This window comes from Paraburkholderia caffeinilytica, from assembly GCF_046030355.1.
In the GTDB taxonomy this organism is placed as follows: Bacteria; Pseudomonadota; Gammaproteobacteria; order Burkholderiales; family Burkholderiaceae; genus Paraburkholderia; species Paraburkholderia caffeinilytica_B.
The window spans coordinates 232,347-247,023 of the sequence record NZ_JAQQCQ010000012.1 but is presented as its reverse complement, the minus strand read 5'-3'; the positions used below and the strand labels follow the sequence as shown (position 1 = coordinate 247,023).

The following is a 14,677-nucleotide window of genomic DNA, read 5'->3' as shown; positions in this document are numbered from 1 at the left end:
TCAGCAAGATACAGATGTCGTGTTTTGAGGCTGATGCCATGCTCGGCGTTTCCGGTCTGATTGCGGGAGCTCGCCATGCGTGCAGCCGAACTGGTGACACTGAACATGCGCGAACTCGACCGTCTGAAGGTCATCCAGGCCATTGTCGACATGGGCCTCAAGCCTGGGCGAGCCGCCGAACGGCTGGGACTCAGCGTGCGCCAGGTCGAACGGCTGGTGATCCGCTATCGGGCTTCGGGTGCCGCCGGCTTCTCATGTTCCCTGCGCGCGCTTGCGACCTTGCACAGCGATGGCGCGTCGATAGCCGCCGAGATCAAGCCCGAACATTCTGTTCGCTTGCCAAGGGTATAGCGTTAAATAATAATGATTCACATCCTCATGAGCGCCCGCTTGTGCCGTGCCTGTGCCGTGCCATTCGCTGCCGCGCGGCAGAAGCGTCTAACGTGCTGCTTATCCGGTTTTGCCACGGCGCCCATCGGGGCCCTCGTCCCAATCAGCCCAAGTGAGCTGCATTAAGGAAAACCGCCATGCAACACTACGGCATGGAAAATGTCTGGCAACAGGGTGATTTCGTCACGCGGGGCATCGTGCTGGTGCTCTTCGTCATGTCCCTGCTGTCCTGGACCGTCATTGTCCTGAAGCTGTCGGACATCGCGCGAGTCAGGCGTATGACACGGGACGCCGAGCAACTGTTCTGGCATTCGGACAACTTCGAAGAAGGACTGGCGAAATTAGGCCAGCACGCGTCGCCTTCCGCCGGCAATCCATTCGTAGCACTCGCCGTAGCCGGTCAGGAAGCCGCCGACCATCATCATCGGACCCAGTCGCATCTGCATGAGCGCATGGACGTGTCGGACTGGATTGCGCGCTGTCTGGGCGACACCTTGGACGAAGCCGTTTCGAATTTACAGCGCGGGCTGGCGGTCCTCGCGTCGATCGGCAGTACAGCGCCCTTCGTCGGCCTGTTCGGCACGGTCTGGGGGATCTATCACGCCCTTCTCGCGATCGGGGCCGCGGGCCAGACGTCGGTCGATCAGGTTGCGGGACCTGTCGGCGAATCGCTGATCATGACCGCGTGTGGCCTGTTCGTCGCGATTCCAGCGGTGCTCGCCTATAACGCCCTGACCCGTGCCAATCGGGCCACGTTGACGAAGCTGAACCGTTTTGTGCATGGCCTGTACGCTTACTTCGTCACCGGCTCGCAGTTGTCATCCAGAACGCTGAAAGGCACGCTGTCCGCTCAGGACAGCGCAGCCGGGGTTCAGGCGGACGTCAGCGAACTTAAACTGCAATAAGCAAACTGCAATAGGCCCGTTTCCAACTCGATACAGCGAGCAGAATCGTTCGATTCCAAACGGCCGAACGCGGCGCCCCGGCATCGCGCTCAATGTGCGAAGGTGATGGGCGTGCCGCCGTGCGGGTGCTCAACGATACCCATCGGTATGCCGTAGATTTCCTCGAGCGTGTCGGCCCGCATCAATTCGGCGGACGAGCCACTCGCCAGCAACCGGCCGCCTTTAAGCGCAATCAAATCATCGCAGAAACGGCCCGCCATGTTGATGTCGTGCAGCACGACCACCACGCTCAAGCCCTGCTTTTCGCTCAGCGCGCGCACGAGGCTTAGCACTTCGATCTGGTGGGCAATATCGAGCGCGGAAATCGGTTCGTCGAGTAACAGGCAGTCACTGTCCTGGGCGACCAGCATCGCCAGCCAGACGCGCTGACGCTCCCCGCCCGAGAGACCGTCCACTGGACGATCCGCGAAACGCACGACGTCGGTCAACTCCATCGCTTCGCTCACCTTCGCGCTATCGCGCACGCCGAAACGGCCCAATGCGCCATGCCATGGGTAGCGGCCCAGCGAGACCAGTTCGCGCACTGTCATGCCATCCGCGGCCGGCGGTTGTTGCGGCAGATAGGCCACCTTGCGCGCGAGAGCGCGGTTGTCCCACTGCGCGAGCGGCGTGCCGGCAAAGCGCACGCTGCCCGTAGTCGGCCGCTGCTGGCGGGCCAGCAGTTTGAGCAGCGTGCTCTTGCCCGAGCCGTTATGGCCGATCAGCCCACACACGCGTTGCGCCGGCAGCGTCAGGCTCAGCGGATGCAACAAGGTGCGTCCGGCAACGGTGAACGACACGCCGTCGATCTCATACATGGGGCGCGCCGCGGTGCCGGTCCCGGTGGTATTAGCTAGTGAGTTCATGTCCGATGCGATACGTTCGTGGAAGATGGCCCGCGGCACTCATAGCGCCGCCTTGCCGCGCACCATCAGCCACATGAAGTACAGGCCGCCGAGCAGTGTCGCCAGCAGGCCGACTGGAATCTGGAAAGGAAACAGCAGGTTGCGGCCGAGCCAGTCGGCCAGCACCAGGATGAATGCGCCCAGCAGCGCGGCGCCGGCAAGCTGTGCGACGGCCCGCCTGAAACCGAGCATGCGGGCGAGGTGCGGCGCCATCAGGCCGATAAAGCTGAGCGGGCCGACCACGATCGTCGCCACGCCCGTCATCAAGGCGGCGAGCAGCAACAACGCGAGCCGGCTGAAACCGAGATTCACGCCGAGACTCAGGGCAACGGTTTCGCCGAGCGGCAAAATGTCGAGCCCGCGCACGAAAAGTGCGGTGACGGCCCCGAGCGCGGCCAGCGATACGCAGGCGATAACGGCGTCGTGCGTTGTCACGCCATAGGTCGAGCCCGCCATCCACGCGAGCAGGCCGCTCATCTGCGGGTTGTCGCTCGCGAGCAGCACGGTGACGAGCGCGCTGAACGCGGTGCCGAGCGTGATGCCGACCAGCAACATCCGTTCGGGCGCGAAGCCGTAGCGGCGTCCGAGCGCAAGCATCGCGAGCAGTGTCACGAAGGCGCCCGCCCCGGCCGCGCCGGTCTGGAGCACGCGGCCGGCCTCGGGCGTGACGAACAGGAGGGCGATCAGTCCGAGCGATGCGCCCGCCGAAATGCCGAGCACTTCGGGGCTCGCCATCGAATTGCCGGTCACGCGCTGCATGATCGCGCCGGCGACGCCCAGCAGCGCCCCCGCCGCCAGCGCGGCGAACACGCGCGGGCCGCGCCAATGCAGCATCGCGTCGAGATCGCCGCCCAGGCTCCAGTGCCAGCCGTCCGCCGTCGCGCCGAGCACAAGGCCGAGCACCACGGCAACCACGAGCAGGAAGGCGCCCAACGCGATCCACGCCGGAAGCCGCAGGCGGTTCTGATGCAGCTCGTGCGGGGACATATCGACGGTATCGGGCAGCGCAGGCAGTCGTGGCAGCAGCCAGAACAGGAACGGCGCGCCGACGAGCGACATCACCGCGCCGGTGGGCACACCCGACCACGCGCCGGAGAACATCTGCACGAGCTGGTCGGTGAGCCATAGCAGCGCGGCGCCGAAAAGCGGCGCCCACACAAGCCGCTGCCGGAAGCGGCGCGCGCCCGCCAGCCTGACGATCGTCGGTGCGAGCACGCCGAGAAAACCGATCACGCCGACCGACGCCACCACCGATGCGCCGAGAAATACCGCCAACGCCAGCGCCGTCACGCGCACGAAGCGCAACGACACGCCGAGGGCGCGTGCGCTGCCGTCCGCGAGCGACATCATCGTCAGCGGCCGCACCAGCGCCGCGGCAAGGCACGCACCGGCTGCGAAGCGCGGCAGCAGCGCACGCGGCGCATCCCAGTTGTTCTGGTTCAGCGACCCCGCGCCCCAGATGAACAGCGACTGCAGATCGTCATGATGAAACAGCGTCAGCACCGCATTGATCGAGCCGCAATAGAAGTTCACGATCAGACCGGCGAGAATCAGCGCGACGGCCGCGAGGCGCCGCCGCCAGGCGAGCGCCGTCACGATCAGCATGGCGAGCACGGCGCCCGCCAGCGCGACCCACTCCTGCCCGAAGAACAGCCACTGCGGCGCGAACAGCAACGCCAGCGAAAGCGCGAGCGACGCCCCGGCCGACACGCCGAGCGTGGTTGGTTCAGCCAGCGGATTGCGCAGCACCTGCTGAAAGATCGCGCCGGCCAGCGACAACTGCGCGCCGCCCAGCAAGCAGGTGACGAGGCGCGGCAGCACGCTTTCATGCACGACGATCTGGCGCATGTCGTGCAGATCGGGCGAAACCAGCGCCTGCCACCACAGATTCATCGGCAGCAGCGTGCCGAGCTGATGCAGCGACAGCAGCAGCGCACCGCAGGCCAACGCGCCGGCAAGCCAGGCCGGGTGCATGGAAAAACGGCGTGACGTGGCGCGCATCGCGATAGATTCAGCCACGTGCGCGTCCCCTCTGCCGATCGAGCGCGACCAGTCCGCGGGTGAGTTCCTGAGCAAACTGGACCGCGCACGAGGTCGAACCGTAGGCGAAGAATCCCGGCAACGGCAGGAAACGTTGCGCCTGCACGAACGGCAGGGATTGCCAGAGCACGCTGCGGCTCAGGTTGTGCAGCGCGATCTGATCGCGCATGCCGTGACTGATGTAGTACATCTGCGCGTTGCCCATGGCTGCCAGTCCTTCGATGCCCAGCAGCAGGTAGCCCGAATCGGTCGAGCCGTCCCATGCGTTGCGCACGCCGAGCCGGTCCATCACGTCCTGCATCATGCTGTTCGGCCCATAGAGATAAAGATGCCGGCCGTCGTCGTACAGGTCGACGATCAGCAGCGGCGGCACCGCGCCGAGCGTGGACACGGTGGTGGCGCAGGCGGCCAGTTGCGCGTCGACCTCGGCCAGATGCGTGCGCGCCGCCGCTTCGCGGCCGAGCACCCTGCCGACGCGCTGGGTCTCGGCGACCGCGCGCGCGAAGGGTTTGCCGCGCCGTGCGTTGTAGATGTCGAGCGTGAGCGTCGGCGCAATGCTGGAGAGATTCGCGTCGAGGCCGCTCTGATTGGCGTCGATGACGATCAGGTCGGGCTTGATCCGCTGCAGCAGTTCGAGATTCGGCTCGCTGTGCATGCCGAGTTCGAGGACGCCGGCCGGCATCGCGGGAAGCGCGCCGCTCGACGGATAATCCGCCCGCTCGGCGATGCCGATTGGCACGATGCCAAGCGAGACGAGGATCTGCGCACCCGCCCAGCTGAGCGAAACGATGCGCGGCGCGCGGCCCGTCACGCCCTCGCCTGCCAATGCACCGACTGGCGAAGCGAGCGCGGACGCAAGCGGCACCGCGGCTCCAACGCGCAACGTACCGAGCGCACCGAGCGCACCCAGCGCATTCAGGCAGCGGCGGCGCCCCGGATTGGCGGGGCGAGCCGTGTGAGTCATGAGAAGCGGCCTCTCTTCGGAACGCGCGGCGTGCGCCGCGCGCCCGTCATCCGGCGTGGACCTGCGCTGTGCCATGTGTGCGTGCGTATTCGTGCTGCAAATCAGTTCCCTTACCCTCTTCGACAAGCTGGCCGTAATCGAGCTTCACATAGCGGTCGGCCAGGTGGAAGTAGCGATCGTCGTGCGTAATCACGAGGACCGTCTTGCCTTTCGCGCGCAGCTCCGGCAGAAGACGCCGGTAGAACGCTTCCTTGAACACCGGGTCCTGGTCCGCTGCCCACTCGTCGAACACGTAGAACGGGCGGTCTTCCAGATAGGTGACGAGCAAGGCGAGCCGCTTTCGTTGCCCCTGAGACAGTTCGGTCGTCGAAAACACGCCGTTTTCGATCTTGACCTTGTGATCGAGATGCAGGGCTTCGAGCAGCGCCAACGCCCGGCTGTCGAGCCCGTCCAGCTTCATGCCGAGCAGCGTGTCGAACAGGAAGAAATCGTTGAACACCACCGAGAAATGCTGCCGGTAAATGTCGCGCTCGGCTTCGTTGACCGGCTTGCCGTTCAGCAGAATACGCCCGCCTTCCGGCGCGTAGAGGCCGACCAGCATCTTGGCGAGCGTAGTCTTGCCGCTGCCGTTGCCGCCGATCAGATAGACGAGTTCGCCTGGCTTGAACGTGAGGTCGATCGGCCCCAGCGTGAACACTTCGTCCTCCTTCTCGCGGTAGTAGCGGTGCGTGACGTGCTCGAGCACGATACTGTCGAACGACGTGGCCTGCGGCGCGGGCAACGTATTCTCGGCCGGCAGATCGGCGTTGATCTGATTGATGCGTTCGATCGCGACCTTCGCCGAACTGATGGTGGGCAGCGCCGAAAGAAGTCCCTCGATCGGCATGATCATGTATAGAAAGATCATCGCGTAGCCCGACATCACGTGGCCGGACACCGGATACAGCCGCGCCAGCACGAACAGCACGCAGCCAATGAACGCAAAGAAGATGAAGCTGCCCCAACTGGCCGCGGCGGCGTACAGCACATAGCCGCGCGTGCGTTGCACCCGCACGGCTTCGACGTTGGTCGCGAGCGTATCGTCGATGAACGCCTGCTTGCGTTCGCGATGCAGTTTCAGCTCCTTCGCGCCGTCGAAGAGCGCGCGGAAATGTTTGACGAGATCGTCCTCGCGCCGGCGCGAACTGCGCAGATGAAACACCGCGCGGCTATTGGCGAGATGAAATCCGAGCGACCCGATGAACACCGTAACAACCGCGAACAGCAGGATCTGCCAGGACAGATACCCCAGATAGGCGAGACAGCCGGCAATGACGGCGCCCTGCATCGCAAGATTCGGCAGGCTCACGAAGAAGACCACGATGGTATCGAGATCGTCCGTCAGCACGGACAGCGCGCGGGAAGCGCCCTGCTTTTCGAGGTTCTGATACGACGCATCGCCGATGCGGCGGAGTGTGTCCATGCGCAGCGTGGCCTTGGCGCGCTGGCCAAGCTGCATGAAGAGCGTCGACGACAGCGCGCGCGTGATCAGCACGAGCACGCTCAAGCCGAGAAATTTCAGGCCGATCTCACCCAGTCTTGCCTGGGACGCACCGAGCGCCTGATTGATCAGCGCGACCAGCCCTGCGCTGCTCAAGCCGCTGATGATGCTGGTGATGATCGCGACCAGCAAGGTCTGACGCGAATGACGGATCAGATACAGAATTAGCGACATACGCCCTCTTTCGTGTCGATACCGGCTTATGCGGCATGCCCGGCCGCATAAGCTGGCCGGGCATGCCGGTATCGATCTATTTGCCTATTTGTATTGTGGGGGCCACGCGTCTTACCACTGATAAGTCGCACGGCCGAGTACGCTGCGCCGCAGGCCATACGCGCAATAATTGGTCGACTGGCAATTGACGTACACGCGGTCGAACAGATTTTGCACGTTGACGGAGAAGCGCCAGCGCTCGATATCGTAATGGATAGCGGCGTCGAATAAGGTCGTCGACGGCATTTTCACGTCGTTCGCCTGGTCCCCGTACTGCGGGCCAATGTAGCGCACACCGCCGCCGATCCCGAAGCCCTTCATCGGACCCTGCTGGAAGGTCTTGTCGAGCCACAGGCTCGCCATGTTGTGCGGCACGTTCTGCGCCTGATTGCCCGCAAAACCCTGATCGCTCTCGGTGATCTTGCCGTTCATATACGTATAAGCGGCCGTCAGGCTCAGGCCGGCGCCGAGATCCGCAACGCCCGACAATTCGATGCCCTGCACGCGCTGCGCGCCCGTCTGCACGACGAAGTTGCCCTCAGGATGATCGAAATCCGGCTCGGTGACGTTCTTTTGCAAGATGTTGTACACCGACAGCATCGCGAAGCTCTTCTGGCCGGGCGGCTGATATTTGATGCCCGCTTCGACGCTCTGCCCGGTGGTCGGCTTGAGCGCCGCGTTGTTGAAGGTGGTGCCGAGACCCGGCTGGAACGACGTCGCGTAGCTCACATACGGCGCGAAACCGTTGTCGAACAGATAGACGAGACCCGCACGATAGGTGAACCGGTTCGCGTCGTTGCTCTGGTCCGTCTGGCCCGCGATCCGGTCGAACTCGTCGGTGCTGGACCAGTCCTGGCGCACGCCGAATGTCGCGACCAGCTTGCCGAAACGGATCTGGTCCTGCGCGTACAGGCCGACCTGGTCGAGATGATGCTCCACGCTGTAGTCGACGCCGCCCAGCGTGATCGGTCCGCCGTAAACCGGGTTGTACAGATTGAGTGACGGCACCGAGGTCGCGTCATTCTCGGCCCAGCGGTCGATCGAATGCACGTAATCGACGCCAATAAGCGCCGTATGCTGCAATACGCCCGTTCTGAATTTGAACTGCGCCTGATTGTCGACTGTGAAGATATCGGCACTGGCCTTCGCGTCGAAGGCATAGCGGTCCATCGTGGCGAGATCGTCCTCGAGGCCGGCATTGCCGACCACGTCTTCATTCATATTGACGTGCGTGTAGCGCAGATTCTGGCGGACGGTCAGCCAATCGTTGAAACGGTGTTCGAATTCGTAGCCGATGGCCTCTTCGCTGCGGCGGATCTGGTTGAAATTGGGTTCGCCGTCAAACAGGTTGGTGCCGATCCTCGTACCCGTCGGCCCCGGATACAACGTGCCGATAGCCGGCAGATCCACCGTCGGGTTACTGCTGTTGCGATAGCTGAAATGCGACAGCAGCGTGAAGGTGGTGTCCGCCGACGGTTTCCACGTCAGCGCGGGCGCGATGTAAAAGCGTTTGTCGCGCTGAAAGTCGACCTGCGAGCCGTCCGTGCTCGCATCGCCCGTCAGGCGGTACAGCAGCGTGCCGTCCTGGGTGACGGGACCGCTGAGGTCGAAGCGGCCGCCCACGCTGCCGTAGCTCCCCGCGTCGAACGACACTTCGTGCAACGGCTCGTCGGTGGGCCGTTTGGTCACGAGGTTGATCATGCCGCCGGGAATGTTCTGCCCGTACAGCACGGAGGCCGGGCCACGCAGCACGTCGATGCGCTCGAGCGCGTAGGGATCCACCGCCGGCGCCAGCAGCGTGAAAAAGGTCTCGGTCGACAGACCGTCAACAAACGGAAACTGGTTCGGGAAGCCCCGGACCACGAAGTAATCGATCGTGGTGGCGAGGCCGCCGTATTCTTCACCGATCACCCCCGGCGTATAGCGCAACGCCTGGCCGACCGACTGCACCGCCTGAGCCTGCATCTGATCGGCGGTGATCACCGAGATCGACTGCGGCGTTTCGACGATCGGCGTGTCGGTCTTGCTGCCCGTTGCGCTGCGCTTTGCCACGTAGCCCTCCACGGGGCTCGTCGCCGTTTCAGGCTGACGCGCGCCGGTCACCATAACCGCCGGAAGCGACGTGTCGCCGGCCGGCGCCGTGACCTCGGCCGGCTGCTGGGTTTGCTGCGCAACCAGATCCGCGGCCGTGCCGGCGCGGTTTTGCGCGTAGGCCGCGCTCGCCATCATGCAAGCCGCGGCAATCGGCAGAACCCGTAGCGCGCCCGCATGTCCCCGCATTCCCCTTTTGCCGTTTCCAGGCCGGCAAACTTTCGAATTTTTCATCCCCAACTCTCGCTGTTGCAAAAAGATCATGACGGCATCCCGTGGATCGTCCGGATTTGCCGATTCCGTCGCGAAATCGTGACAAAATAAGAATCATTACCAATTCCGGACAGATGTTTCCGACACGGGGGCCGGACATGAGAAGGATAAAGGCGACCGCTTTGCGCTGTATCGCCAATCAATATCGCAAACAGGTCAGTTTTTAACCGTCTATCGATGAAATCCCCAAAAATAGAGAGCGTGAATCCCGTCTGGCGTCAGCGGTACACCATCGTCCCGACGCCGCAACTCGAGTCGGTGATCGCGCGGACCTGGACTTATGAAAACGGCTTTCGCGAGGTATGGCACGCCCATGAGGAAGCGCAGCTCATTTATGTCACACGCGGCGTGCTGCGCATTCTCACGCCCGCGGGCATCTGGACCTTGCCGCCGTTCCATGCAATGTGGCTGCCGGCGGCCACCACCCATGAGCTGCATGCCATCGGCGACGTCGTCGTGCGCACGGCTTACGTCGCACCGGACGCCGATGCCAATATGCAAGGCCGTTCACGCTGTCAGGTGCTTCATATCGGGGAGTTGCTCGACGCGCTCGTCAATGGCTTGACACCCGGCTCGCAGGAGGTGGGCGACGCGCGGCGGGCCGAACTGCTCACCGAGCTTTTTCTGCTGGAACTGGCGCGCGCGCCCGAGGTGACGAGCGGAACTTTGCCGCTTCCCGACGACCGCCGGCTGCGTTCGATCTGCGAGCAATTGCTGTCCTATCCCGAGAACAACGACACCATCGAGCGATGGGGCGAACGCGTCGGTGCGAGCCCCAGCACACTCGGGCGCCTGTTTCGCGACGAAACAGGGCTCAGCTTCGGCCAGTGGCGGCAGCAGTTGCGGCTCGTCGAGGCAGTGGCGCGGCTGGCGCTGGGCGTACCCGTGACGGTCATCGCAGAGGAACTCGGTTACCAGAGCGCCAGCGCCTTTATCGCGATGTTCAGGAAAACGCTGGGCACCACGCCGCAGCGATATCTGAATTCACGGACAGAGGCGGTGTCGTAACCGCCACCCGCGACTGCGCATCAGTGAACCCCGCTCCGCCCTCCCGTCAGCACGGTTTCCGTCAGGGGCCGCGAAGCCTCTAATGCCTGCGGCGTGAAGGGGAAACGCGACCATGCCTTGCGGGCGTAAGTGCGAATACCGGCGCGGTAATACGGCGACGCCGGATCGTCGGACACACCGGTGGTCAGCAGCGTATCGGCCTGCGGCCCGTCGGCGTCGAAGCTCACCACCTGCAAATAACTGTTGCCATGCGCGTCGCGATCGAGCGCGTAACCGTCGCGATCCAGCGGCTGCATCGCGCAGGCAACCGTGAAATACCCTTGCCGGTCGCAACCGCCGAAGAGCGGAATCCGGTCGGCGCCCTCGCCCACATGCAGCATGTCGCCGCGCGTTGCATCGAGTGCGAAACCGTTGCGTTGCAGCGCAAGCGTCGCCGCGCCGAGCGCATTGCCCAGCGCGCGCACCACCGCCGGGTTCGCCGTATCGAGACCGTCGGGCGTGGACAGCGGACGCGCTGCGTCGAACGGCACGGTGTTGTGCTGCACCTCCGGCACGCCTGACGCGCGATTCCAGAACTCGTCCCACAGATTCGCGCCGCGTGCGTTGGCGTTCGCGCTGCCATCCCAGCGCCGCAGCACCTCGCATGCGGGCCCGAGATCGACGGCTTGCGGTGTCGCCAGCGCTTTGGGATCGAGCGGATCGCGCGTCACGACGACCGTGGGCGCTGCGCCGCCTGCCGGGCATACCGCGCCGAGCACCGGTTTCAGAAAGAGCCGCGCGGACATCGAGCCGCTGGCAAGCACCGTCTGCTCCAGCGCATCGCGCGTGACGCCGCCCGGCGCGGCCATCAATTCCGCGGCAAGCGTATGGCCGAGCCGGGTCCGCAGCGACTGCGCCGTGCCGGTCTGTCCGGCGACCTGCGGGAAGCCGGTCAACGGCGCCTGCGGATTGGTCAGCCAGTAGCTGCCGTTGAAATTGCCGACGTAGTCGCGGCGCAGCAGACTCGGCATGGCGCCGGCCGGCAGGCGGCCCGCGCGCACCGCGCCCGGCAACGTGTCCGACGTCCACGCACAGGCCGCACGCGAGCCGTCGACGAACGGCACGCCGGGCATCCGCGCATGGGCGGCATGGCCCGCTGGCGTCGTGCAATCGGCGGCGCGCGCATCGGTCACGCCAGGCATCGCGCCGATGTCGGCGAACCAGACGTTTGGATCGTTACGCCCGATCGCGAATGTGTTCACCCACGGCATCGCCGCATAGCGCTTCTGGATCGCGATGAAGTCGTCGAGCGAACGGGCCTGGTCCCAACTCAGAAAATTGGAAAACGTCTGCGCGTTGTCGGCGTTCACGTCGAACAGCGCGAATGCCTGCGCGCCGCTCCAGCCCAGCGCGGGCGACAGCCGCGACAGATCGACGACCGGCCCGAAACGGGTGCGGTACAGCGTGCGTGTGGCGGGCGTGAGCGTACCGGTGTGCGGGTCGCGGACCTGGATCGTGACCGGCACGGCACGCATCGCTTCGTCGTGACCGTCATAGCGATAATGGGTCGGCGCGCCGGGCACCAGCGACAACTGAAAAATCCCGAAACGCCGCGCGCTCGATACCGTGTGCGTCCACGCCACGTCGCGGTTGAAACCGATCATCACCATCGGAATACCGAGGAACGACGCGCCTGCAACGTCGAGTTGCCCCGGAATCGTCAACTGCGTCTGATAGAGACGGTCCGGTCCTTGCCAGAACCAGTGAGGATTACCGAACAGAAGACTGCGTCCGTCATGCGTGGATGCCGCGCCGAACGCGAACGCATTGCTGCCGATTCCCGCATGCCCGCCGAGCGCGAACGGATCGACGCCCGACGGCGCGCGGATAGCGTCGGCGAGCGCGGCAGCCTCTTCGCTTACCTCGTTTGAAGGCACGCGCGCCGACGCATGCGGCGCGGCCTCCACTGCGGAAGCAGCGGGCGGCTGAGCGGTCGCGATCTGCTGCAGGAACGGCATCGTGCCGCCCGCAAGATTCGCCGCGACGAAGCGGCGATACAGATCGTCCGCGGAAATGTGCCTGACCCAAGGCTCGCGTGCGCACGCGGCGTGCGCGCCGGGGAAGCGGCCGGCTTTCAGGTCGTCGACGTAGTGGTTGTAGCCGTCCGCGTAACCGGCGACCAGCGACCGTTCGCGCGGCGGCTGGGCGTCGCGGAAATGCGCCATTGCCGCATCGTCGATGATCGAGCGAAAGAAAAAGTCCGCGTCGAGATTGCGCGGCTGGCCGAACGTCGCCGGCCCGGGTGGATGGCCGTCCGCGCCGAAATACGCGGAACGTTCGCCGCGCCATGTGACGAACGCGTCCGACAACGTGCACAGCACGTCTTGCGCCTGGGCATAGCCGACGCCGTAGCCGAGGCTGCCCCAATCGTCCGCTTCGATGTGCGGAACGCCGTCCGGGGTCCGCTGGATCTGCACGCGATACGGCGTGCCCGGCGATACCGCGGATGCCTCGTCAAGTTGCGGCGCGGACGTGCGGCACGCCGCCAGTCCCAGCAGCACGACCGTGCTGAGCGCGCCCGCGACCCGGCACGCGCGCTTCAGGTGATTCGAACCAGTCATCTCAGCCTTGAATCCTGTAAGGGGGAGGTATCGCCCACCGCGCTTACGCGGCCGTGTTGAGCGATTGATGCTCGAGATCGCGTCCGTCGCCCACGGCCACGACCTGGCCATAGTCGAGCTTGATATAGCGGTCTGCGAGCGAGAAATAACGGTCGTCGTGAGTGATCACGAGCACCGTCTTGCCCTGCGCCTTCAGATCGGGCAACAGGCGGCGATAGAACACGTCCTTGAAGGTCGGGTCCTGATCGGCGGCCCATTCGTCGAACACGTAGAACGGACGGTCTTCCAGATACGCGACCAGCAGCGCGAGCCGCTTGCGCTGCCCTTGCGACAGATCGGTCGTGGAGAATTTGCCGTCGCGGATCGTCACCTTGTGCTCCAGATGCAGCAGTTCGAGCAGTTGCTGCGCCTGCGCGTCGAGTCCGTCTATTTGCAAACCGTGCAATTCGTCGAACAGGAAGAAGTCGTTGAACACGACCGAAAAATGCTGGCGGTACACGTCGCGATCCACTTCGTTGACGGGCCGGCCGTTCAGCAGGATCTGGCCGCCCTCCGGCGCGTACAGACCGACGAGCATTTTTGCGAGCGTGGTTTTGCCGCTGCCGTTGCCGCCGATCAGATAGACCAGTTCGCCCGGCCGGAACGCGAGATTCACCGGCCCGAGCGTGAACACTTCGTTTTCTTTCTCGCGGAAGTAACGGTGCGTGACGCCGTTCAGCACGATGCTGTCGAACGACTGCGCCGAGTCGGCCGGCTCGACGTTTTCCGGCGGCAGATCGTTGTTCACCTGGTTGATGCGTTCGAGTGCGACTTTCGCCGAACTGAGCGACGGAATCGACGACAGCAGCCCTTCGATCGGCATGATCATGTACAGAAACACCACCGCGTAACCGGACAGCACGTGCGCCTGCACCGGCTGGAACCGCGTCAGCAGAAACAGCACGCAGCCGATGAATGCCAGCAGGATCATGCTGCCCCAGCTTGCGGCAGCGGTGTACAGCACATAGCCGCGCGTACGCTGTGCGCGAACCGCTTCGACATTGGCCGCGATCGAACCGTCGACGAACGCGGTCTTGCGGCGGCGATGCAGCTTCAATTCTTTCGCGCCGTCGAACAGCGCGCGAAAGTCTTTCACGAGATCGTCCTCGCGGCGCCGCGAGCTGCGCAGATGGAACATGGCGCGCGTGTTCGCGAGATGAAAACCGAGTGAGCCGATCACGATGGTCACGACCGCGAACACCAAGACCTGCCACGACAGATAGCCGAGATACGCAAGACAGCCCAGCACGATCGAGCCGTTCATCGCCAGCGCCGGGAGGTTCAGGAAGAACACCACGATCGTGTCGAGGTCCTGCGTCAGCACTGTCAGCGCTTTCGCCGCGCCCTGCCGTTCGAGGCTTTGATACGACGCGTCGGTGACGCTGCGGATCGTCTTCATCCGCAATGCGGCTTTGGTACTCTGGCCGAGCCGCACGAAAATCGTCTGTGACAGCGTGCGCGTGACCAGAACCGCGAGCGCGAGCAGCAGGAACTGCCAGCCGAGCGCCGGGAGCCGGTCGGACGTCGCGCCGAGCGCCTGGTTGATGATCGCGACGAGTCCCGCATTCGCGAAGCCGCCTACGATGCTGACGATCAACGCCAGCAGCAGAATCCAGCGGGATTGTCGAATCAGGTTCAATAACAGGGACATGTGAATCCTTGGTTGCATA

The 14,677-nt window shown here is 64.4% G+C and carries 10 protein-coding genes; 3 read left to right on the top strand and 7 right to left on the bottom strand.

From position 1 onward, the window contains the following. Positions 1-105: 105 nt before the first annotated feature. Together PQQ95_RS19835 and PQQ95_RS19830 are read left to right on the top strand one after the other, a co-directional pair. A complete protein-coding gene (locus PQQ95_RS19835) occupies positions 106-351 on the top strand; it encodes a helix-turn-helix domain-containing protein (protein WP_408439555.1) in 246 nt (81 codons plus the stop codon). 176 nt (positions 352-527) lie between these two features. Continuing rightward, complete coding sequence (locus PQQ95_RS19830; RefSeq protein WP_408439553.1) at positions 528-1,295, top strand: MotA/TolQ/ExbB proton channel family protein; 768 nt, start codon at positions 528-530, stop codon at positions 1,293-1,295. A gap of 89 nt (positions 1,296-1,384) precedes the next feature. Here PQQ95_RS19830 and PQQ95_RS19825 read toward each other — a convergent pair whose 3' ends face one another. The 5 genes from PQQ95_RS19825 to PQQ95_RS19805 all read right to left on the bottom strand — a co-directional run bounded on the left by PQQ95_RS19825 (position 1,385) and on the right by PQQ95_RS19805 (position 9,276). Further along, positions 1,385-2,200: an ATP-binding cassette domain-containing protein gene (locus PQQ95_RS19825; protein WP_408439550.1), complete on the bottom strand. Its 816-nt coding sequence runs from the start codon at positions 2,198-2,200 to the stop codon at positions 1,385-1,387. 39 nt (positions 2,201-2,239) lie between these two features. Then, positions 2,240-4,258 (bottom strand): Fe(3+)-hydroxamate ABC transporter permease FhuB, encoded by a 2,019-nt coding sequence (gene fhuB, locus PQQ95_RS19820; protein ID WP_408439547.1) that lies wholly within the window; start codon positions 4,256-4,258, stop codon positions 2,240-2,242. Continuing rightward, positions 4,251-5,243 (bottom strand): ABC transporter substrate-binding protein, encoded by a 993-nt coding sequence (locus PQQ95_RS19815; RefSeq protein ID WP_408439545.1) that lies wholly within the window; start codon positions 5,241-5,243, stop codon positions 4,251-4,253. Before PQQ95_RS19815 ends, fhuB begins: the two co-directional genes overlap by 8 nt. A gap of 46 nt (positions 5,244-5,289) precedes the next feature. Next, on the bottom strand, positions 5,290-6,957 hold the full coding sequence (locus PQQ95_RS19810; RefSeq protein WP_408439542.1) for a cyclic peptide export ABC transporter: 1,668 nt from the start codon (positions 6,955-6,957) through the stop codon (positions 5,290-5,292). A 111-nt stretch (positions 6,958-7,068) separates the two neighbouring features. Further along, on the bottom strand, positions 7,069-9,276 hold the full coding sequence (locus PQQ95_RS19805) for a TonB-dependent siderophore receptor (protein WP_408439540.1): 2,208 nt from the start codon (positions 9,274-9,276) through the stop codon (positions 7,069-7,071). A 261-nt stretch (positions 9,277-9,537) separates the two neighbouring features. Here PQQ95_RS19805 and PQQ95_RS19800 point away from each other — a divergent pair, with 261 nt between their 5' ends. Then, entirely contained in the window at positions 9,538-10,368 is an 831-nt protein-coding gene (locus tag PQQ95_RS19800) for an AraC family transcriptional regulator (RefSeq protein WP_408439539.1), read from the top strand. A gap of 20 nt (positions 10,369-10,388) precedes the next feature. Here PQQ95_RS19800 and PQQ95_RS19795 read toward each other — a convergent pair whose 3' ends face one another. After that, a complete protein-coding gene (locus PQQ95_RS19795) occupies positions 10,389-12,968 on the bottom strand; it encodes a penicillin acylase family protein (protein ID WP_408439537.1) in 2,580 nt (859 codons plus the stop codon). 43 nt (positions 12,969-13,011) lie between these two features. Beyond that, the gene (locus PQQ95_RS19790; RefSeq protein ID WP_408439534.1) at positions 13,012-14,658 is read right to left on the bottom strand and encodes a cyclic peptide export ABC transporter; all 1,647 of its coding nucleotides are present in this window, start codon (positions 14,656-14,658) and stop codon (positions 13,012-13,014) included. Between the last annotated feature and the right edge of the window lie 19 nt (positions 14,659-14,677).